Source organism: Streptomyces sp. PA03-6a (assembly GCF_033792765.1).
In the GTDB taxonomy this organism is placed as follows: domain Bacteria; phylum Actinomycetota; class Actinomycetes; order Streptomycetales; family Streptomycetaceae; genus Actinacidiphila.
The window spans coordinates 1-19,130 of record NZ_JARAVK010000019.1 but is presented as its reverse complement, the minus strand read 5'-3'; the positions used below and the strand labels follow the sequence as shown (position 1 = coordinate 19,130).

The window sequence follows — 19,130 nt, the reverse complement described above, 5'->3', positions numbered from 1 at the left end:
CAGCCGTCCCCTCACAGGCAAGTCGCTAGGATCGATCGGTGATGGATGAACCCGTGGCCGCGCTGCCAGAAGCTGAGTACCGACACATCTGGGACCGCTTCTACCAGGAGTTCAGCTTCCAGCCGAGTATGAGTTCACTCGAATGGCCAGCCATCAAAGAGCCCGCGGCATCGATCACCTGGAGCCTGGCGACGCTCCCCGACGAACCTGACTACGAGCGCCTGGACCGACTGGTCGAGGTGGTCCAGCGGGGGCTGGCCTCGTGCGTTGGCCCGCAGGGCACACTGCTCGCGCTCGACTGGCAGCACACCTCGTACCGCTTTACCCCGCGGGAGGTCGGCGGCCCTGGGCAACCGGCTTGGCCGCTCAGCCCGTATCCCGACGGGGACTATTTCATCTACCTTTCGGAAGACTTCAGCACGGGCAGCTTTGGACACCCTTGGGAAGAGTCCCTCTGCCTGTTCGGTGAGGCACTCCTCGACGCCGTATCAACGGAGGTCGATAAGGTTCTTGGGCCGTCGATCCGCCAGGCCGGCACCGCAGCAGATCTCACCTGAGCTTGGGAATCATCGGGCCTTGAAGCCCGGATCGTGCTCTGACCAGCGTCAACGGCACCCGGGGCGAACCGTTGAGCTCGGCCCAGCAACCGCCGTTGACCGTGGTTTACCGCCCCATCGGGCACGGAACGGGCACAGAGACCTTCTGATCCGTAGCTATAGCCAGATCGGCCAGTAGCGGTCATACCGGCTGTGTAGCAGCCGTGGGCGGGTGTCTATCGCCGAGGACGGTTGCTGTGGTTGCGGTACTTCGCTGCTGTACCGCACAGTCCCACTTCTTCCGGATGATCACCGGGACCGCCCCGATCTTGCGTACAGCTCATGCTCCCGATACAACCGCCTGGAAGGGGGAGCGATGCTGAGCCTGTTGGGAGATCTACTCGGTGGGCTGCTAGGAGGTCTGGCCGGAGACCGCGTCATCAAGAGGCGAGGCGAGCGGCTGGCCAAGGACGGAAAAGTCGAATGCGGCCTCCGCGTCCTGTCCGGCACCCACTACCGGGCGTCAAGCCGTTGGATGCACAGCACCGCGCAGCTGTCACCTGGGCTTATCACTATGGGCGGGGTTGTCGTCCGGATCACAGAACTCGACGCGACGTACCCAAGGCGGCCCACCGGCAAGGAAGTCTGGTCAGTGAGTCCCCAGTCGGCCATCGTGCGTGTGGTCGCTTCGACGGGGGCGGTCCTTGAGTGGGCTGTACTGGCCGAACGACTGCCGTGGGCTCTGGAACAGGTGCGCGTCAAGATCTGAACACAAGCGCCTCCAGCGGGTCAGGATTCGAGCGACGCCGAGACAACACGCTTTCCAACTGTGCTGGTGGGGCCATGGGGTGTGTGCAGAAGCGTTCACCTGGGTTCGTGGGTGGCTCGCGACCAGGTTGGAACCGGAACGGCGGCTGAGATGAACGTTGCTGAACGGGGCTGAATGAGACGGAAACTGAGACGGTCTGCCCGCCTACCGCTGTCAGAGGCCTCGTTTAGTCTCTGGCCATGATCATGATCGGTGAGTACCTGCGCGTTACGGCTGCTGAGCTCGACCGGGCAATTCAGGACCCTGACTGGGCGCTGGATTTCGCCGAAAAGGTTCAGGACGCCGAGGAGGAGTCGGAACCTGCGCCGACCGAGGCGCGCCATTTCAGCACGTCCAAGACCTGGGACATGCTGGGCTTCCTCTTGACGCGTGCCGACTTCCCGGTGGACGTCATCCATGGTGAGGAGCCGTTTGCCGAGGATGAGGACTGGGGTTACGGGCCGCCGAGGTACCTGCCCTCGGCGCGGGTCCGTCTTGCAGCGCGGGCGCTGCGGGCCACCACGTATGACCAGCTCGTTAACAGCGTCACTCCGGCCGACCTGACCAAGGCTGATGTGTATCCCTTGGCCGGGGCGTATCCCCTCGGATGGGATGAGCCCGGAGCGCTTAGTTGGGGGCGTCACTGGTACGACGGCCTGACGCAGTTCTTCGAGGCTGCCGCTGTGGCGGATGATGCAATGCTCGTGTGGCTCGACTGAAGGACACGCTCATTCGGGACGCTGAGCTTGGGAATCACCGGGCCCAGCGGCCCGGATCGTGCTCTGACCAGCGTCAATGACAATCGGGGCGTACCAATGAGCACGTCTCAGCATCCGCCGTTGACCGTGGGTTACCGCCCTCTCGGGTACGGAACGGGCACGGCGGCCTTCTGATCCGTAGCACTAGAAAGGTCGGCCATCGGAGGTCATAGAGGCCGCCGTTGGGTCCCTCAGAGCGGCTGGTGGTCTCGGTCGGTTTATGGAGTTGCTGTACTTCGTTGCTGGACAGCAACTGCTCTCGCTTGCTCTCGGTGCCCTGCGAGCCGCCAGTTGCGACAAGGGGCCGCACTTCGTCATCGATCACAGCCCGTCCGCATGGGGACGTTCGATGAAGAACGGGGCGAGGTCTCGGATACTGGGGTGCGCCTGTGCTCCTCTGTGACCATGGAGCCGATATGGACCAGTGTTGTGGCAGTGGCTGGCACGTTGCTGGGCGCCGTAGTCACCTACCCCTTTCAGCGGCTCGCAGCCAAGCAGCAGAGGCTGCGCGATGAGCGGATCGCCGCGTACACCGCGTTTGCCTCTGCCGTGGAGGACTTCCGGTGGGGGCAGGCTGAGCGCTACTTCAGCAAGCAACGGGATCCTGACGGGGAGGCCACTCGCTTGGCGTACCAGGAGGGTCACCGCCTGCGCACGAACGCGTGGCAGGCGTTCTACCGCATCAAGCTGGTCACGAATGACGCCGACCTGGTGGCCCACGCCGAGGCGGCTCTAGAACAGACACGCTCAGTTTCTGGCGCTACGAACGACTACGAGCGGGACCAATTGGATGACGTCGCCAAGGCAGCTATCAGAGACTTCGTCGACTACGCGTCGAAGCGTGTCCAGTAGCCGAACTCGACCTACAGCTCGGCGGGATCTGCTTGCAGGATCAGGCACGGCCCACCCCCAACACGCTTTCCAAGTCTGTTGGCGCTGATCGGGGAACCGTCCCAGCTCGTTCACCGGCGTCTGCCCAGGGTCGATGGTGCAGGTTGGCCACTGCTGCTGGACGGGGGAGAACGGCCCCGACCCATGGCGAATGAGACGGAAACTGAGACGGGGCCTGAGGCAGCTGTCAGTCCTGGAGCTAGCCTGCCTAGTGCTGGTGCCGCCTAGATGTCTCGCTTGCTGAGCATGGCGGTCAAGGGGGGCGGCTCAGAAGAGGCCCCCGAACCTGATGGCTCCGGGGCCTCGTGCAGCTCCGACCCCGCCCCCCTTCCCAGCGGTTGGCGTTCGATCGGCCTTCTGATCCGTAGCTATTACGGGATCGGCTGATGACGGCCATACCAGCCGCATCACGGCCGCAGAAGGGCAGGTCGAGGCGGCGATGGCCGCCAGCGTTGCTGTACGGTCTCCTCGATCGGGACGTCGGGGTCGACGCGGTGGAGCTGGTAGAGCTCGACGTGGTCGGTGCCCAGGCGGCGCAGGCTGGCGTCGATGGAGGCGCGGATGTGCTGGGGCCGGGCGTTGGGCTTGACCAGGGGGGAGCCGCCGGGGCCGCCGGTGGGGTCGATGGACTCCAGTCCGACCTTGGTGGCGAGGACCGCGCGGTCGCGGTGGCCGGCCAGGGCCCGGCCGAGGAGTTCCTCGTTGGTGTAGGGGCCGTAGACGTCGGCGGTGTCGATCAGGGTCACGCCCAGGTCGAGGGCCTGGTGGACGACGGAGACGGAGGTGGCCTCGTCACGCGGGGTGGCCATGTCATAGGCAAAGCTCATGCCCATGGCGCCCAGGCCGATGACGCCGACCTCAGGTCCGTGGGCGCCCAGGGTGGTAGTACGCATGCCGGTGTTCTGCCTTCGTGTCGGATCGGAGCGATGCTACGACCGGTGCTAACTCGCCGACCGGTCGACTACTCCGAACGTAGGGGGCCGGGCAGGGGGAATCAAAGGCCAACAGGCCTTGGATCGGAACCTGCTTCCTCCCACCTGATAGGCCTGGACTCCCAGTACACGTCGGCGCTGAACCCGGCAGCGATCGATTCGTCCCAGACCGCGGATCCGGCCAGTGGAACCGATGCATGCGGATGAGAACGAGGAGCGGGGTCTAGCCACCCGCCGTGGGCCGCCGGGCGGCGGTGACGGCCGCATAGGCACGCTCCACCTCGCCCAGGTACTGCTCAAGGCGGAAGCGCACCTCTTCGACGGGTCTGCCATCGATGCCGGGGTACATCAGGCCGGACCAGATGACCGTCCCGCCCCGGAGCCGGAGCCGGAGCCGGATGCCCAGCCTGCCCGGCCCGGACTCGGGCTGCTCCTGGGCTGCCACCTCCACCTCACGCGGCATGTCCGTCGGATGGAGCGGCCCGCCCGGCCGGAGCAGCCGCCTCGGATCGAGGCCGGCCATCCTGCTGTCGCTGCGCGCGACCACGTCGAGACCGTCGACGAAGAGGTACGTGTGAACGGCGGCGCACACGGGCTGCCCAGGACACGTGCCGATGAGCAACGAGCTCACCGCATCACTGCCTCGTTCATCGGACCCCGCGGCCCTCACCTCGCGCGGCGCTTTACGCGGCATCCGCTTGATGGGACGTCATGGGGTGATCGTAGCGGCCGCGTCGGACCGACCCCCGCCAACGTCGCGCCGGAGGTCGCAAGAGACCTGGGCCTGTACACCGGCTGCTGATCGGGCCGGCTCCCGTGCTCGCGCCGCCTCGCACCGGGCACTCGGATGGCAGGATCCACGCATGCCTGACGACCTGACGGCTCGTGCTCAAGCCCTGTGGCGGGGACTGGCCCGCGCACCTGTCGAATTCGGTCGCCCCGCGGCCCAGGTGGTCGTCTCACCGGGGTCGGGGTTGTGTCCCCCTTCGTGGTGTGGGGTCGTGGTGCTGGGCGGAGCAGGGATCGCCACCGTTCCGACAGCCGAGGTCGCCGGCCTGCTCCGCAGAGCCACCGCTGGGATTCCTCCGGACGCCCTCGTCCGGACGGACGCGCTCCGGACGGTACTGCCCGTCGCCGAGGTACTCGGCCCGGCCACCCTCGCTTACGTGTCCGACGCGGAGTTCCGTCCTGCGCCCACGGACCGGGCTGTGGCGCGCCTGCCCGCGGAACACCCTGGCCTGCTGGCTTTGCTCGCGACAGCGGGGCACGAAGACGCCGGCGAAAGCGGCCTGGATGAGATCTCTTCGCCTGCGTTCGTCATCCTCGACGGCGGCGAGGTCGTGGCCGCAGCGGGATACCGGGTTTGGCCCGGGAGTGCGGCTCATGCGTCGGTACTGACGGCACCGCGGCGCCGCGGTCGTGGGTTGGCGAAGACCGTGGCCTCCGCAGCGGTGGCTCTTGCTCTCGATACGGGTCTCCTACCTCAGTGGAGAGCTCGGCCCGAGCCGTCCCGAAGGGTTGCAGGCGCGCTCGGTTTCCGAGAGGTGGGGGCCCAGTTGAGCTTTCGTCTCGAGGCCGGCGCCGGCGTATCCGGAACCTGAACGGTCGCGAGCCTGGCGCCCATGTCCCCAGGTACTGACCGGTTGACCAGCCCGCCGCATATGCTGCACCGATGTGGAAAGAAACCGCTGCCGAGGTCCTGCCCGACGTCACATTTCGACCACCGGTTGACCGGGCGGCCCTCGCCGAGGCCGAGCAGCGTCTGGGGCGGGCCCTGCCCGCGCAGTTGACCGCCCTGCTGCTGGAGGCCGACGGGATGGTCGGCACCTACGGCAAGGACGTCGTCTGGTCCCTGCATCGGATCGTGGAACAGAATCTGCTGTTCTGGTCCCCCGATGCGTTCCCTGGCCTGTACATGCCCTTCGACGCCCTGCTGTTCTTCGGTGACAACGGCGGGGGTGACCAGTTCGCCTTCGTGCAGACGCCCAAGCGTCCGGACATCTTCGTGTGGGACCACGAGGACGACAGTCGGCTGTGGGCTGCGCGGGAGCTGGACGATTATCTGCGGCGGGCCCTCGCCGATGGCGGCGACTGGTACCGGTAGCCGGTCAGGCGAAGGGGCCTTGTGGCCGACCGGCAAGTGCGGGCGGCTGCGCGACGGCCGCGCGCAGGCGGCGTCGGCACCGTCCCCACCCGTCTCCCCCGTTCCGGACGGAGGTTACTGCGTTACTGCGACGGGAAAAGCGCGATCAACCAGGTCGTCCTCAACCGGCACCGCCGCTCCCCTTCCCCCGGCTGGACCTGGCGCGGACGTGCATGCGCTCGCCCTGGCGGCCGAAGAGGCTGAGGATCTCGACGGGTTGGTCGCCGGCGCTGCCGAACCAGTGCGGCATCCGGGTGTCGAACTCGGCGGCCTCGCCGACGCCGAGGACGACCTCGCGGTCGCCCAGCAGGAGGCGGAGGCGTCCGGAGAGCACGTACAGCCACTCGTAGCCCTCGTGGACGCGGAGGTCGGGCTCGCACTGGCCCGCCGGGATGACGACCTTCCATGCCTGCGGCGAACCCGGCTGCCGGGTCAGCGGCAGCACGGTGCGGCCGTTCACGCGGCGGGGCTTGAGGCGTACCCGGGGGTCGCCGGCCTCGGGGGCGCCGACCAGTTCGTCCAGCGGCACGCGGTGCGCCCGGGCGATCGGGAGGAGGAGTTCGAGGCTGGGGCGGCGCCCGCCGGTCTCCAGGCGGGACAGGGTGCTCGTGGAGATGCCCGTGGACTCGGACAGCGCGGCCAGCGTGACGCCCCGCTGCGTGCGCAGGCGTTTGAGGCGGGGGCCGACCTCCGCCAGGGCGGCGGCGATCGAGGACAGGTCTTCCATCCGCCCATTCCACCCCGGCCGTCCCCGGAACGGCAACGGACGTTGCCGTCGCGCGGAACGAGCACGCGCACGCCGTCGCGGCGATCGGCGGTGGCGCCGCCGGGCCGAGGCGCCGTGCCGACCGTCATCCACGATGTGACGCCCCTGCCAAGCCCCCTCCGGGCCCCCGGATTCGGTCGGGATCGAACCGGGAGGTGGGGGCCGTGAGCGTGATGGGCGTCTGGGTGGTCGGGGCCGTCCCCGACGACGAGGCACGGGCGTTGTCCGGGCGCGCGGCCCGGCGCGGCGCCGGGGACGAGGACCTGCCGCCGGAGCACGCGCAGGCGCTCGCCTGGTGGTCGGGCGGCGGTGACGAGGAGCGCTTCTTCGAGGACATCGCGGACGGCTCAGGTGACGTGTGCCCCACCCCGGCCGCGCTGCGGTTCGCCGAACTCGTCCACTGCAACACCGCCCCCGACGACGAGCCCGCGCTGACCCTTCAGGACGAGCTCATGGAGCTCATGCCGACGACCGGAGGCGACGGCCCGTTCGCCGCCGTCGCCCGTAAGGCGAGCCCGGCCGCGGCCCTGCTGCACGGTCTCGGCGCGGAGGCTTCGGCCCTGCTGCCCGGCAGGTTCGGCGAGTTCCTGCTGACCCACGACGAGGTCGCGGCGGCGCTCCCCCGGGTCGTGCGGGCCCTGGACGTGTCCGGCGCCCGGCGGGACGCGGTCCTTTCCCGCGTGGCCGACTGGATGCGCGGTATGGGCGACGTCCCGGAGTTCGACGGGGCCGAGCTGCTCGACGCCCCCTTGCGTGTGCTGCGTCACGCCGCCCGGTCCGGCCTCGGTGCCGCCGCGTTCAGCCGCTGGTACTGAGCCGTGTCTCGATCCGCTAGGTTGAACGCGTTCAAAGTGCTGTTCGCCAGGGGGAAGGGGCGGCCATGAAGGCTGAGGCGGGGCGGCCGCAGGCGCGGGCGGGGATCGGGCGGCGGCAGTGGGTGCTCGCGGTGGGGGCGTTGGCCGCGGCCGTGCCCGGGCTGCTCTTCGGGCTGGACAGCTACTACGGGGGCTTCTTCGTGCTGTCCGTGGTGCCGCTGGCGCTGCCACCGCTCCTGGGGCGGTTCCCCAGGGTGTTCGCCCAGGCCTGCGTCGTCATCGCGCTGGCGCTGGTCACCTGGTCCGTCATCGGCGCGGTGCCGGCGATGTACGTGTTCCTGCCCTCGGCCGCGCTCCTGCTGCTCGCCGCGGCCGCCGGGCCGCGCCGGGCCGCCTTCGCTCAGGGGCGGATCCAGCAGTAGAGGCGCCGTCCGCCCGCCGCCGCACGGCCGGCCAGCCCGGCGAGTTCCTTGAGGAACAGCCCGAGGACGTCCGGGCCGTGGACGCCGTGGAGACCTCCGGAGGTGCGGGACCACCCCATGGCCACATCGTCCAGCAGGTCCGCGTCGAAGGCGGCGAGGGCGTCGCGGAAACTGTCGGTGAGGGAGACGGCGACCACCCTGCCCTCGCCGGCCACGCCCACCAGGGCGCCGCGGCGCGGGTCGGAGCGCACGTCCTCGGGGGCGCGGCCGGTGATGAGCACCTCCGCGGGGAGCAACTCCACGACCGGGTCTATGCCCTGGGTCACGTGCTCGTCGCGACCGTCGCCGTCGGCCTCGCGGAACTCGCGAGGCCCGCGGAACTCGCACAGCTCACGGAACTCCCGGACCACGGCGCGTGCGGCGTCCTTGTCGTCGGCGGCGGAGTAGTACCCGTAGAGAACACCCATGTCCCCGATGATCTCAGCGGGCACTGACAACGGCCCCCGTCCACAACGGCGTTACGCCTCCCCCGCCGTCCCGGTCTCCGCCGCGAGGTCGGCGAGGAAGTCCAGGGCGACCGCCCACGTCTGCTCGGCCGCCTCCGCGTCGTAGTCGTCGAGGTCCGGGTCGGTGAAGAGGTGTCCGGCGCCCCGGTAGCGGTGGATCTCCACGTCGGCGCCCGCCTTGCGCATGCGCAGGTACCAGGCGTTCAGCCAGTCGTCGGGCTCGAAGGGGTCGGGCTCGGCGACGTGCAGTTGGACGGGGATGTCGGTGGCCGCGTCGTCGGCGATGTCGGAGGTGCCGTGCAGCAGCAGGAGGCCGCGGGCCCTGTCGTCGGCGAGGGCGAGGTTCTGCGCGATGGAACCGCCCAGCGAGAACCCGGCGTAGACCAGGCCGCGGCCGGAGAGCGGGCCGGAGACGGTGACGGCGCGCATCAGCAGTTCGTCGCGGCCGATCTCGTCCTTGATGGCCATGCCCTGCTCGACGGTGTCCGCGGTGCGGCCCTCGTAGAGGTCGGGCACGTGCACCTCGTGGCCGGCCGCGCGCAGCCGGTCGGCGGCGGCGTGCACGGCGGGACGGAGTCCGTAGGCCGAGTGGAACAGCACGATGGTCATGCCCGAGCTCACAATTTCACTTCCCATGATCGGCGCACGGTCGGGTACGGGCTCCATCATGCCCGTTACCGTCGAAGACATGGATTCCGTCATACGACCGCTCGGCGTGGTGGGCGGCTCCCTCGTCGTCACGCTCGCCGTGGGCTGGGCCGTGGACCACGCGCTGCGCCGTGCGGACGCCCGGCACCCGGAGACCCCGCTGTGGAACCTGCTGCGCCGCGCCCGGCTGGCGCTCCAGCTGGTGATCTGCAGTTCGCTGCTGCGCGGCTCGTACGAACAGGCGCACCTGGCCCGCGGACACACCCGCGGGATCGGGCAGGTGCTGACGCTGGTGCTGATCGGGGCCTGTGCCTGGCTGGTCGTCAGAGTCGCGGCGGCCGTCGTGGAGGCGTCCTACTCGCGCTACGCCTCCGCCGCCCAGGACGCGGCGCGGGTGCGGCGGGTGCGGACGCAGGTGAGCCTGATCCAGCGGGTGGTCACCGCGGTCGTCGGCGTGGTCGCGGTGGCGGCCATGCTGCTGACCTTCCCGGCGATGCGCGGCTTCGGCGCCTCGATGCTGGCCTCCGCGGGGGTGATCGGCATCGTCGCCGGCATCGCCGCCCAGTCGACGCTGGGCAACCTCTTCGCGGGGCTGCAGATCGCCTTCGGTGACATGGTCCGGATCGGCGACGCGGTGGTCGTGGAGGGCGAGTGGGGGACGGTGGAGGAGATCACCCTCACCTACCTGGTGGTCCGTACCTGGGACGAGCGGCGGATCACCATGCCGGTCTCGTACTTCACCAGCAAGCCCTTCGAGAACTGGTCCCGCGGCAACGCCCGGATGACCGGCACCGTCTACTTCCACCTGGACCACGCCACACCCGTCGACCTGATGCGCGGACACCTCCACGACGTCCTCAAGGAGTGCGAGCAGTGGGACGGCCGGGCCTGGGGCCTGGTAGTGACGGACGCCACCCCGTCCACGATCGAGGTGCGGGCCCTGGCCACGGCGAAGGACGCGGACGACATCTGGACGGTGCGCTGCGTGGTGCGGGAGCAGATGATCGACTGGCTGCGCCGCGAGCACCCGTACGCGCTGCCGCGCATCAACACCGCCACCGCCCCCGGCCTGGCCGAGGCCCCGGACCGGGAGCAGGCCGCGCCCGGGGCCGAGGACATCGGTCCCGGCCCCGGATCCCGCTAGGCAACGCGCCGGGCCGGCTACCGGGACACGCGCAGGCTGCGCACGTCGAGCTGGCGCAGCACCCGGTCGACGATCTCGGGGTCGTAGCCGGGCTCGCTGCGGGCGGCGAGGACCTCGTGCCGGGCGGCGGAGAGCATGTCGCGCTGGACGCGCTCGACGGTCCTGATGCGGCGCACGCGGGCGGTGTGCCGCTCGCGCTTCTCGTCGTCGACAATGTCGGGGCAGATCCGGGCCCCGACGTCGAAGGCGCGGCGGTGCAGGAGTTCGGAGACCTCCTCGGAGAAGTCCTCGGTCGCCTCGACCTCCTTCAGCCGCTGCTTGGCGGCGGCCATGGCGCGCAGTGCGAGCAGCATCTCCATGTCGTGCTCCACCTGAGTGTCGCTGCTGACCCCGAGCCGCTTGACGACCTGCGGAAGGGTGAGGCCCTGCAGCACAAGGGTGGTGAGGACGACGGAGAAGGCGATGAAGAGGATCTCGTCACGCGCCGGGAAGGCCTCGCCGGCCTCCGTGGTGTGCGGGATGGCCAGCGCCAGGGCGACGGACGCCACACCGCGCATGCCGGCCCACCACATGACGACGGTCTCCCGCCAGGACATCGGGATGTCCTCGTCGAGGTCGCGCCGCTTGTGCAGCCGTCTGGTCACCGCGGCGGCCGGCATCAGGTAGGCCAGCCGTACGAGGACGACCGCGCCGACGACGATCGCCGCGTGGCTCAGCATCGTGCCCCAGCGGCCGGCGCCGACGCCGAAGACGTTGTGCAGCTCCAGGCCGATCAGGCCGAAGGCGACGCCGGTGACGAGCGTGTCGACGACCTCCCAGAAGGTGGCGCCGACCAGTCGCCCGGTCACGTCGTCGGCGTCGCGGGCGTGTTCGGCGAGGAACAGCGCGGTGGTGAGCACCGCGAGGACGCCGGACCCGTGCGCCTCGTCGGCGATCGCGTACGAGGCGAACGGGACGAGCAGCGAGAGCCCGATCTGCAGGGTCGGATCCCCCACGACGCCCATCAGTTTGGATGCGGTCCAGCCGAGCACGACGCCGACGCCCACCGCGACCACCGCCGACAGCAGCAGTTCGCCGAGCGCCTCCGGCCAGGAGAAGGAGCCGGTCACGGCCGCGGCGACGGCGACGTTGTAGACGACGATCGCGGTGACGTCGTTGAACAGCCCCTCGCCCTCCAGGGTCGACACCATGCGGCGCGGCAGGCCGAGGCGCCCGGCGACGGCGGTAGCGGCCACCGGGTCGGGTGGGGCGACCAGCGCGCCGAGCGCGAGGGCGGCGGCCAGCGAGATGCCGGGGACGACGGCGTTGGCGATGGCGCCCACCGCCGCGGTGGTGATCAGCACCAGTGCGACGGCCAGCAGGAAGATGGCCTTCTTGTTGACGGCGAACTGCCGCCAGGACGTGCGCTGTACGGAGGCGTAGAGCAGCGGCGGCAGCACGAGCGGCAGGATGAGCTCGGGGTTGATCTCGACGTTCGGCACGAACGGCAGGAGGGCCAGCACGACCCCGAGCAGTGTCATCAGCACGGGCGACGGCAGCCCCATCCGGTCGCCCAGCGGCACCATGACGATGGCCGCCAGCATCAGGGCGAAGAACAGCGCGAGTTGATCCACACCCCTAGCGTGGCATGTCGGCCGCCTCCGGCCCGGTCAGAGCACGCGCCTCATCGACAGGTGCGGGATGCCCGCCTCCTCGTACTCCTCGCCGAAGGACGTGTAGCCCAGGCGCTCGTAGAAGCCGACGGCGTGGGACTGGGCGTGCAGCTCGACGGCGGACAGGCCGTGCCGCCGGGCCTCAACCTCGATGGCGTGCACCAGGGCCACGCCGATGCCCAGCCCGCGGGACGCGCCGGTCACGGCGAGCCGGCCGAGGATGCCGGTGCCGTCCTCGCCGAGGAGCAGCCGGCCCGCGCCGAGGCCGCCCCCGGGGCCGGTGGCCAGGACGTGCACGGCGTCGGCGTCGTGGGCGTCGTACTCCAGCTCGGCGGGGACCTTCTGCTCGACGACGAAGACCTCGTGCCGCACCGCGTAGTACGCCTTCAGGTCGTCCGGTTCGGTGGCGACCCGGACCTCGTAGGTCTCAGGCACTGTCGGCTCGCACGGCGTCGAGGGCGTACTGCAGGTCGTCGGGGTAGGAGCTCTCGAACTCCACCCAGCGGCCGTCCTCGGGGTGGGAGAAGCCCAGGCGGACGGCGTGCAGCCACTGGCGGGTGATCTTCAGCCGTTTGGCGAGGGTGGGGTCCGCCCCGTAGGTCAGGTCGCCGACGCAGGGGTGGCGGTGGGCGGCCATGTGGACCCGGATCTGGTGGGTGCGGCCGGTCTCCAGCTTGATGTCGAGCAGGGAGGCCGCGCGGAACGCCTCGACGAGGTCGTAGTGCGTGACGCTGGGCTTGCCGTCGGCGGTCACGGCCCACTTGTAGTCGTGGTTCGGGTGGCGGCCGATCGGCGCGTCGATGGTGCCGCTGAGCGGGTCCGGATGGCCCTGGACCAGCGCGTGGTAGCGCTTGTCGACGGTGCGCTCCCGGAACTGCTGCTTGAGGTCGCTGTACGCGATCTCCGACTTGGCGACGGCCATCAGCCCCGAGGTGCCGACGTCGAGCCGGTGGACGATGCCCTGGCGCTCGGCGGCGCCGGAGGTGGAGATCCGGTAGCCGGCGGCGGCCAGGCCGCCGATGACCGTGGTACCGGTCCAGCCGGGGCTGGGGTGCGCGGCCACGCCGACGGGCTTGTCGATCACGACCACGTGCTCGTCGTCGTGGACGATCCGCATGCCGGGCACCGGCTCGGCGACGACCTCCACCGGGCGCGGCGGCGCGGGCATCTCGACCTCGAGCCAGGCACCGCCCGACACCCGGTCGGACTTGGCGGCCTCGCTGCCGTCGATCGTCACCTTCCCGGCGGCGGCCAGCTCGGCCGCCTTGGTCCGCGAGAAACCGAACATGCGGGCGATGGCGGCGTCGACGCGCTCGCCCTCGAGACCATCGGGGACGGGGAGGGATCGAACTTCGGCAGGCATACTCACCTGATCGAGTATGCCCGATCCGCGGGCCGTCCTCCGCCGCCCCGGTCCCGGCTCAGTCCTTGTGGACGGTTCCGTCCGGGTCGAGACCGCGGAAGGACAGCAGGACGATCAGGATGCCGCCGCACACGATCGCCGAGTCGGCCAGGTTGAAGACCGCGAAGTGGGTCGGCGCGATGAAGTCGACCACGTGCCCCTGCAGGAAGCCCGGCGCGCGGAACACCCGGTCCGTGAGGTTGCCGAAGGCACCCCCGAGCAGCAGCCCCAGCGCGATCGCCCACGGCACGCTGTGCAGCTTGCGGGCGATCCTGGCGATCACCACGATCACCGTGACCGCGATCACCGTGAAGACGATGGTCATGCCCTGGCCGAAGCCGAAGGCCGCGCCGGCGTTGCGCACCGCCTCCAGGCGCAGGTAGCTGCCGAACACGTCGATGGGCTCGTGCCCCTCGAGGCTGGTCACCACCCAGATCTTGGAGAGCAGGTCGAGGACGTACGCGAGCGCCGCGACGCCGAGCAGCACGGCGATCCGCCGCGGCCCCTTGCCGGTGACCTCGTCCGTACCGCCGGGCGGCTCCTCGGCCGTGTCCGCCGCGGTCTCCTGTGCCTTCGCCATGTGAGTCCTTCAGCCCTGATCTGCGCCAGTCCGGATCCTGACGCAGACGAGGTTACGGCACACACGTCCGAACAGCGGGGCTGCGGGGGTTCGGGCCCCGCGATTCCCCGTGTCCGCGGTCAGTGGCGTTCCTGGCGCTGCTTGCAGTCCACGCACAGCGTCGCACGGGGGAAGGCCTGCATCCGCGCCTTGCCGATCGGCTTGCCGCAGGACTCGCAGAGCCCGTACGTGCCGGAGTCCAGCCGCTCCAGCGCGTGCTCGGTCTGCGCGAGCATCTCGCGGGCGTTGGCGGTCAGCGCCATCTCGTGCTCGCGCGTGATGTTCTTGGTGCCGGTGTCGGCCTGGTCGTCGCCGGCGCCGTCGCCCGAGTCGCGCAGCAGCCCGGTGATGGCGTCCTCGGAGGTGGAGATCTCGGACCGCAGCCGGTCCATCTCGGCCAGCAGCTCGGCGCGCGCCGCGTCCACCTCCTCCTCGGACCACGGCTCCTCGTCGGGCCGTACGGCCAGGTCGCCCGCGGCGACGACACCCGCCGCCTCGGCGATGCGGGCCGTGGGGACCGCGGAGGCGGACGCCCCTGCCGCGGCCGTACCGGCCGCCGTCTTCTTCGCTGCCACCGTCTTGGCTCCCGTCTTCGTGGCCTTCGTGGCCCTCGTGGTCTTCGCCGCCGCTCGGGCGGGGGTCGTGCCGGTCTTCGCGGTCCTCGCGGGTGCGGCCGTCGCGGCCGTACCGGCGGTCTTGGCGGTCTTGGACGTCTTTGCGGCCTTCCCCGCGGGCGCGGCCTTCTTCGCCGGTGCGGACTTCTTCGCCGCGGCCGGCGCCTTCGCGGGCTTCTCGGCCGCCGTGACCGCCTTCTTGGCGGGAGGCGCGGTCTTCCTCGCGGTACGTCCCGCGGTCTTCCGTGTGGACGCCGCCTTGGTCGTCGTCTCCTCCGCCACGGCCGCCTTCTTTCCTGCGGCCTTGGCCGCGGTCTTCCCCGCGGCGGGCGCCGCGGCCTTCTTCGCGGCGGGTGCCGCCTTGCGTACGACAGCCTTCTTCGCGGGCGCCTTCTTCCCGGCCACGGCCTTCTTCGCGGTCGTCCTGGTGGCCGGCGCCGCCTTCTGCGGCGGCGCGGACGTACGAGGGACCACCCGCTTCGCGGGGGTCCGCTTCCCCTCGGCCGCTCCTTCGCCGGCCGTGGCGGTGTCGCTGCGAACGGGGGACGCGGCCCTGGTGGGGCGCTTGGCCGCCGCCTTCCGCGCGGTGGGCGCGGCGCTCCTGCGGGCCGCGGAGGCGGCCGCCGGTGCCGTCTTCTTCGCCGTCGTCTTCTTCGTGACGGTGGTCTTCTTCCCCACCATGGCCGAGCCCCTTCACATATTGTGATCTTGCTCGCGAATCGTGCCGGAACGATAAATCGACTCCGGACCCGCGGCAACGGGGCACGCCGCCTGATCCGCCTGCCGCGCCGGGTCGGGAGGCAGGTCTGCATCCGTTGTGCCCAGCTCTCCACGAGGTATTCCGGTACCAACGGGTAACAGGGTGCGGACCGGGCCATTCGGGTCACACCCGCTCCCCGCGGAAACCCGGCCGACACGGCACCCCGCGGCCCCTTACACTGGGCGGAGCGAAAGGCGTGGAAGGGGACGAGTAGCGCCGTACGCAGCCCATAGCGACCCGGGGACGGTGGAAGCCCGGGGGTGTGCGCGACGTGAAGATCACCCCGGAGCCGCCGGAAGAAAGCCCGCGAGGGCGAGTAGACCCGGTAGCGCGACCCCAATGAGGGGGTTGCGGAGCGAACCCGCGAGGGCCCGTCCGCAGCCAAGGAGGGTGGTACCGCGGGAGCAGTCACAGCACGTGCTCTCGTCCCTCCGACGGAATACGCACGCGACGTGTCCGCCGGAGGCAGTCCGATGACGCAGTACCGCCAGGTCCCCGCCCAGGTCGACCTGCCCGCGCTCGAGCACGAGGTGCTCGCGTTCTGGCAGGAGAACAAGGTCTTCGCCCGCTCCCTCGAACAGACCGAGGGCAAGCCCGAATGGGTCTTCTACGAGGGCCCGCCCACCGCCAACGGCATGCCCGGCGCGCACCACATCGAGGCCCGCGTCTTCAAGGACGTCTTCCCGCGCTTCAAGACGATGCAGGGCCACCACGTGACCCGCAAGGCCGGCTGGGACTGCCACGGCCTGCCGGTCGAGCTCGCCGTCGAGAAGGAGCTGGGTTTCTCCGGCAAGAAGGACATCGAGGCGTACGGCATCGCCGAGTTCAACGCCAAGTGCCGCGAGTCCGTGACCCGGCACACCGACGCCTTCGCCGAGCTGACCACCCGCATGGGGTACTGGGTGGACCTCGACGACGCCTACCGGACGATGGACCCGGAGTACATCGAGTCCGTCTGGTGGTCGCTGAAGCAGATCTTCGACAAGGGCCTGCTGGTCCAGGACCACCGCGTCGCGCCCTGGTGCCCGCGCTGCGGCACGGGCCTGTCCGACCACGAGCTGGCGCAGGGCTACGAGACCGTGGTCGACCCCTCGGTCTACGTGCGCTTCCCGCTCACCTCCGGCCCGCTCGCTGGCGAGGCCGCGCTCCTGGTGTGGACGACCACCCCCTGGACGCTGGTCTCCAACACCGCGGTCGCCGCCCACCCCGACGTCACCTACGTCGTCGCCACCGACGGCCGGGAGAAGCTGCTCGTCGCCGAGCCGCTGCTCGGCAAGGCGCTCGGCGTGGGGGCACCTCCCGGGCCGTCAGGCCCAGGGGGAGGCTGGGAGGCCACCGGGCAGAGCTTCACCGGCCGCGAGATGGAGCGCTGGACGTACGAACGGCCCTTCGACCTGGTGGAGATGGAGGGCGCGCACTTCGTCGTCAACGCCGAGTACGTGACGACCGAGGACGGCACCGGCCTGGTCCACCAGGCGCCCGCCTTCGGTGAGGACGACCTCAAGACCTGCCGCGCCTACGGCCTGCCCGTGGTCAACCCGGTGCGCCCCGACGGCACCTTCGAGGAGGACCTGGGGCTCGTCGGCGGCCAGTTCTTCAAGAAGGCCGACGAGGCCCTCGTCGACGATCTGCAGGCGCGCGGGCTGCTCTTCCGGCACCTGCCGTACGAGCACAGCTACCCGCACTGCTGGCGCTGCCACACCGCGCTGCTCTACTACGCGCAGCCGTCCTGGTACATCCGCACGACCGCGGTCAAGGACGCCCTGCTCCGCGAGAACGAGCGCACCAACTGGTACCCGGAGGCGGTCAAGCACGGCCGCTTCGGCGACTGGCTCAACAACAACATCGACTGGGCGCTGTCCCGCAACCGCTACTGGGGCACGCCGCTGCCCATCTGGCGCTGCGAGGAGGGCCACCTCACCTGCGTCGGCTCGCTGTCCGAGCTGTCGGAGCTGACCGGCACCGACCAGACCGGCCTCGACCCGCACCGGCCCTTCATCGACGACGTCACCTTCGCGTGCCCGCAGTGCTCCGCCGAGGCCGTGCGCGTGCCCGAGGTCATCGACGCCTGGTACGACTCGGGCTCCATGCCGTTCGCGCAGTGGGGCTACCCGTACCGGAACAAGGAGCTCTTCGAGGGCACCTACCCGGCGCAGTTCATCTCCGAGGCGATCGACCAGACCCGCGGCTGGTTCTACACGCTGATGGCGGTCGGCACCCTGGTCTTCGACCGGAACGCCTACGAGAACGTGGTCTGCCTGGGCCACATCCTCGCCGAGGACGGCCGGAAGATGTCCAAGCACCTGGGCAACATCCTCCAGCCCATCCCGCTCATGGACCAGCACGGCGCCGACGCCGTGCGCTGGTTCATGGCGGCCGGCGGCTCGCCCTGGGCGGCCCGCCGGGTCGGCCACGGCACGATCCAGGAGGTCGTCCGCAAGACCCTCCTGACGTACTGGAACACGGTCGCCTTCCAGGCCCTGTACGCCCGCACCTCCGGCTGGGCTCCGGGCGAGGCCGACCCGGCCCCGGCCGACCGCCCGCTGCTGGACCGCTGGCTGCTGGGCGAGCTGGGCGCGCTCGTGCGGGACGTCACCGACGCCCTGGAGTCGTACGACACCCAGCGCGCGGGCAAACTGCTCTCGTCCTTCGTCGACGACCTGTCCAACTGGTACGTGCGCCGCTCGCGGCGCCGCTTCTGGCAGGGCGACAAGGCGGCGCTGCGCACCCTGCACGACGTCGTCGAGACGGTGACCCGGCTGATGGCGCCGCTGATGCCGTTCATCACCGAGCGCGTCTGGCAGGACCTGGTCGTCCCGGTCACCCCGGGCGCCCCCGGGTCGGTGCACCTGGCCGGCTGGCCCACGGTGGACGAGGCCCTGGTCGACCCCGTCCTGTCCGACCAGATGGCCCTCGTACGCCGCCTGGTGGAGCTGGGCCGCGCCACGCGTGCCGAGTCCGGGGTCAAGACCCGCCAGCCCCTCTCGCGTGCCCTGGTGGCCGCCTCGGGCTTCGAGGCACTGGGCGAGGAACTGCGGGCGCAGATCGCCGAGGAGCTCAACGTCGCCTCCCTGGCATCCCTGAGCGAGGTCGGCGGCTCCCTGGTCGACACCACGGCCAAGGCCAACTTCCGCGCGCTGGGCAAGCGCTTCGGCAAGGGCGTCCAGGCCGTCGCCAAGGCCGTCGCCGAGTGCGACGCGGCGGCGCTGTCGCTGGCGCTGCGCGAGGGCAACGCGTCGGTCCTCGTGGACGGCGAGCCGGTCGCCCTGTCGGCGGAGGAAGTGATCATCACGGAGACCCCGCGGGAGGGCTGGTCCGTCGCGTCCGACTCCGGCGCGACCGTGGCCCTCGACCTCGAGATCACCCCGGAGCTGCGCCGCGCGGGCCTGGCCCGTGACGTCATCCGGCTCGTCCAGGAGGCCCGCAAGAACAGCGGCTTGGACGTCGCGGACCGCATCGCGCTGCGCTGGGCCGCGGCGGACGCGGAACTGGAGGAAGCCCTCGCGGAGCACGCGCGGCTCGTCGCGGACGAAGTCCTCGCGACGGACTTCGCCTCCGGCGCCCCGGGGGAGGGCTACGGCCCCGCCTTCACCGACGAGGCCCTCGGCCTCACCTTCCACCTCCGCAAGCGGTAACCCCCGCGGGGCCGCACCCCACGCGCCGCCCTCCCCCCACGTTCCCTGTGGGCGGAGGGCGTCGTCGTCTGCGGGTGCG

21 protein-coding genes are annotated in these 19,130 nt (G+C 70.6%); 11 read left to right on the top strand and 10 right to left on the bottom strand.

What is annotated here, in order from left to right:
* The first annotated feature begins 41 nt into the window (after positions 1-41).
* The 4 genes from PV350_RS07350 to kilB all read left to right on the top strand — a co-directional run bounded on the left by PV350_RS07350 (position 42) and on the right by kilB (position 2,954).
* Positions 42-557 carry a DUF2716 domain-containing protein gene (locus PV350_RS07350; RefSeq protein ID WP_500333201.1) on the top strand — a complete coding sequence of 172 codons (516 nt, stop codon included), beginning with the start codon at positions 42-44 and terminating at the stop codon, positions 555-557.
* 355 nt (positions 558-912) lie between these two features.
* On the top strand, positions 913-1,305 hold the full coding sequence (locus tag PV350_RS07345) for a hypothetical protein (protein WP_500333190.1): 393 nt from the start codon (positions 913-915) through the stop codon (positions 1,303-1,305).
* A gap of 239 nt (positions 1,306-1,544) precedes the next feature.
* The gene (locus PV350_RS07340; RefSeq protein WP_500333189.1) at positions 1,545-2,063 is read left to right on the top strand and encodes a YfbM family protein; all 519 of its coding nucleotides are present in this window, start codon (positions 1,545-1,547) and stop codon (positions 2,061-2,063) included.
* Positions 2,064-2,438: 375 nt separating this feature from the next.
* Positions 2,439-2,954, top strand: a complete 516-nt coding sequence (gene kilB / locus PV350_RS07335; protein ID WP_500333188.1) for a plasmid transfer protein KilB — start codon at positions 2,439-2,441, stop codon at positions 2,952-2,954.
* A 446-nt stretch (positions 2,955-3,400) separates the two neighbouring features.
* Here kilB and PV350_RS07330 read toward each other — a convergent pair whose 3' ends face one another.
* Together PV350_RS07330 and PV350_RS07325 are read right to left on the bottom strand one after the other, a co-directional pair.
* Positions 3,401-3,886 (bottom strand): aldo/keto reductase, encoded by a 486-nt coding sequence (locus PV350_RS07330; protein WP_500333187.1) that lies wholly within the window; start codon positions 3,884-3,886, stop codon positions 3,401-3,403.
* 262 nt (positions 3,887-4,148) lie between these two features.
* Entirely contained in the window at positions 4,149-4,556 is a 408-nt protein-coding gene (locus tag PV350_RS07325; RefSeq protein WP_500333186.1) for a hypothetical protein, read from the bottom strand.
* On the opposite strand from PV350_RS07325, the gene PV350_RS07320 reads away from it, so the two are divergent.
* A complete protein-coding gene (locus PV350_RS07320) occupies positions 4,540-5,526 on the top strand; it encodes a GNAT family N-acetyltransferase (protein WP_500333185.1) in 987 nt (328 codons plus the stop codon). The two genes, PV350_RS07325 and PV350_RS07320, sit on opposite strands and share 17 nt — an antisense overlap.
* Positions 5,527-5,597: 71 nt before the next feature.
* Complete coding sequence (locus PV350_RS07315) at positions 5,598-6,029, top strand: SMI1/KNR4 family protein (RefSeq protein WP_499511342.1); 432 nt, start codon at positions 5,598-5,600, stop codon at positions 6,027-6,029.
* 160 nt (positions 6,030-6,189) lie between these two features.
* On the opposite strand, the gene PV350_RS07310 is transcribed toward PV350_RS07315, so the two are convergent.
* The gene (locus PV350_RS07310; RefSeq protein ID WP_499511343.1) at positions 6,190-6,795 is read right to left on the bottom strand and encodes a helix-turn-helix domain-containing protein; all 606 of its coding nucleotides are present in this window, start codon (positions 6,793-6,795) and stop codon (positions 6,190-6,192) included.
* 203 nt (positions 6,796-6,998) lie between these two features.
* Between PV350_RS07310 and PV350_RS07305 the strand changes: the two genes are divergently transcribed.
* Together PV350_RS07305 and PV350_RS07300 are read left to right on the top strand one after the other, a co-directional pair.
* Positions 6,999-7,649, top strand: coding sequence for a hypothetical protein (locus PV350_RS07305; RefSeq protein ID WP_499511344.1), 651 nt, complete (start codon positions 6,999-7,001; stop codon positions 7,647-7,649).
* Positions 7,650-7,714: 65 nt separating this feature from the next.
* Positions 7,715-8,071, top strand: a complete 357-nt coding sequence (locus PV350_RS07300; RefSeq protein ID WP_500333184.1) for a hypothetical protein — start codon at positions 7,715-7,717, stop codon at positions 8,069-8,071.
* Here the strand turns inward: PV350_RS07300 and PV350_RS07295 are convergent.
* A complete protein-coding gene (locus PV350_RS07295; RefSeq protein ID WP_499511346.1) occupies positions 8,050-8,538 on the bottom strand; it encodes a hypothetical protein in 489 nt (162 codons plus the stop codon). The two genes, PV350_RS07300 and PV350_RS07295, sit on opposite strands and share 22 nt — an antisense overlap.
* 51 nt (positions 8,539-8,589) lie before the next feature.
* A complete protein-coding gene (locus PV350_RS07290; RefSeq protein ID WP_499511347.1) occupies positions 8,590-9,186 on the bottom strand; it encodes a dienelactone hydrolase family protein in 597 nt (198 codons plus the stop codon).
* Between the two features lie 79 nt (positions 9,187-9,265).
* On the opposite strand from PV350_RS07290, the gene PV350_RS07285 reads away from it, so the two are divergent.
* Positions 9,266-10,369 (top strand): mechanosensitive ion channel family protein, encoded by a 1,104-nt coding sequence (locus tag PV350_RS07285; RefSeq protein WP_499511348.1) that lies wholly within the window; start codon positions 9,266-9,268, stop codon positions 10,367-10,369.
* A 17-nt stretch (positions 10,370-10,386) separates the two neighbouring features.
* Here PV350_RS07285 and PV350_RS07280 read toward each other — a convergent pair whose 3' ends face one another.
* The 5 genes from PV350_RS07280 to PV350_RS07260 form a co-directional block, all read right to left on the bottom strand.
* The gene (locus PV350_RS07280; protein WP_499511349.1) at positions 10,387-11,982 is read right to left on the bottom strand and encodes a cation:proton antiporter; all 1,596 of its coding nucleotides are present in this window, start codon (positions 11,980-11,982) and stop codon (positions 10,387-10,389) included.
* A gap of 36 nt (positions 11,983-12,018) precedes the next feature.
* Positions 12,019-12,456 carry a GNAT family N-acetyltransferase gene (locus PV350_RS07275; RefSeq protein WP_499511350.1) on the bottom strand — a complete coding sequence of 146 codons (438 nt, stop codon included), beginning with the start codon at positions 12,454-12,456 and terminating at the stop codon, positions 12,019-12,021.
* Positions 12,449-13,384 (bottom strand): RluA family pseudouridine synthase, encoded by a 936-nt coding sequence (locus PV350_RS07270; RefSeq protein ID WP_499516802.1) that lies wholly within the window; start codon positions 13,382-13,384, stop codon positions 12,449-12,451. Before PV350_RS07270 ends, PV350_RS07275 begins: the two co-directional genes overlap by 8 nt.
* A 58-nt stretch (positions 13,385-13,442) precedes the next feature.
* Positions 13,443-14,003, bottom strand: coding sequence for a signal peptidase II (lspA, locus tag PV350_RS07265; RefSeq protein WP_499511351.1), 561 nt, complete (start codon positions 14,001-14,003; stop codon positions 13,443-13,445).
* Between the two features lie 119 nt (positions 14,004-14,122).
* Positions 14,123-14,617 carry a TraR/DksA family transcriptional regulator gene (locus tag PV350_RS07260; RefSeq protein WP_499511352.1) on the bottom strand — a complete coding sequence of 165 codons (495 nt, stop codon included), beginning with the start codon at positions 14,615-14,617 and terminating at the stop codon, positions 14,123-14,125.
* A 4-nt stretch (positions 14,618-14,621) separates the two neighbouring features.
* Here PV350_RS07260 and PV350_RS07255 point away from each other — a divergent pair, with 4 nt between their 5' ends.
* Together PV350_RS07255 and ileS are read left to right on the top strand one after the other, a co-directional pair.
* Positions 14,622-15,362, top strand: coding sequence for a hypothetical protein (locus PV350_RS07255; RefSeq protein ID WP_500333183.1), 741 nt, complete (start codon positions 14,622-14,624; stop codon positions 15,360-15,362).
* Between the two features lie 527 nt (positions 15,363-15,889).
* Positions 15,890-19,051: an isoleucine--tRNA ligase gene (gene ileS, locus PV350_RS07250; RefSeq protein WP_500333182.1), complete on the top strand. Its 3,162-nt coding sequence runs from the start codon at positions 15,890-15,892 to the stop codon at positions 19,049-19,051.
* Positions 19,052-19,130 lie beyond the last annotated feature (79 nt).

Coding starts and splice junctions, on each gene's coding strand:
- PV350_RS07290 (WP_499511347.1), bottom strand. CDS start 9,186: ATGACCATCGTGCTGTTCCACTCGGCCTACGGACTCCGTCCCGCCGTG.
- PV350_RS07285 (WP_499511348.1), top strand. CDS start 9,266: ATGGATTCCGTCATACGACCGCTCGGCGTGGTGGGCGGCTCCCTCGTC.
- PV350_RS07295 (WP_499511346.1), bottom strand. CDS start 8,538: ATGGGTGTTCTCTACGGGTACTACTCCGCCGCCGACGACAAGGACGCC.
- PV350_RS07315 (WP_499511342.1), top strand. CDS start 5,598: ATGTGGAAAGAAACCGCTGCCGAGGTCCTGCCCGACGTCACATTTCGA.
- kilB (WP_500333188.1), top strand. CDS start 2,439: ATGGGGACGTTCGATGAAGAACGGGGCGAGGTCTCGGATACTGGGGTG.
- PV350_RS07300 (WP_500333184.1), top strand. CDS start 7,715: ATGAAGGCTGAGGCGGGGCGGCCGCAGGCGCGGGCGGGGATCGGGCGG.
- PV350_RS07320 (WP_500333185.1), top strand. CDS start 4,540: ATGAGCAACGAGCTCACCGCATCACTGCCTCGTTCATCGGACCCCGCG.
- PV350_RS07340 (WP_500333189.1), top strand. CDS start 1,545: ATGATCATGATCGGTGAGTACCTGCGCGTTACGGCTGCTGAGCTCGAC.
- PV350_RS07330 (WP_500333187.1), bottom strand. CDS start 3,886: ATGCGTACTACCACCCTGGGCGCCCACGGACCTGAGGTCGGCGTCATC.
- lspA (WP_499511351.1), bottom strand. CDS start 14,003: ATGGCGAAGGCACAGGAGACCGCGGCGGACACGGCCGAGGAGCCGCCC.
- PV350_RS07310 (WP_499511343.1), bottom strand. CDS start 6,795: ATGGAAGACCTGTCCTCGATCGCCGCCGCCCTGGCGGAGGTCGGCCCC.
- ileS (WP_500333182.1), top strand. CDS start 15,890: ATGACGCAGTACCGCCAGGTCCCCGCCCAGGTCGACCTGCCCGCGCTC.
- PV350_RS07270 (WP_499516802.1), bottom strand. CDS start 13,384: ATGCCTGCCGAAGTTCGATCCCTCCCCGTCCCCGATGGTCTCGAGGGC.
- PV350_RS07345 (WP_500333190.1), top strand. CDS start 913: ATGCTGAGCCTGTTGGGAGATCTACTCGGTGGGCTGCTAGGAGGTCTG.
- PV350_RS07350 (WP_500333201.1), top strand. CDS start 42: ATGGATGAACCCGTGGCCGCGCTGCCAGAAGCTGAGTACCGACACATC.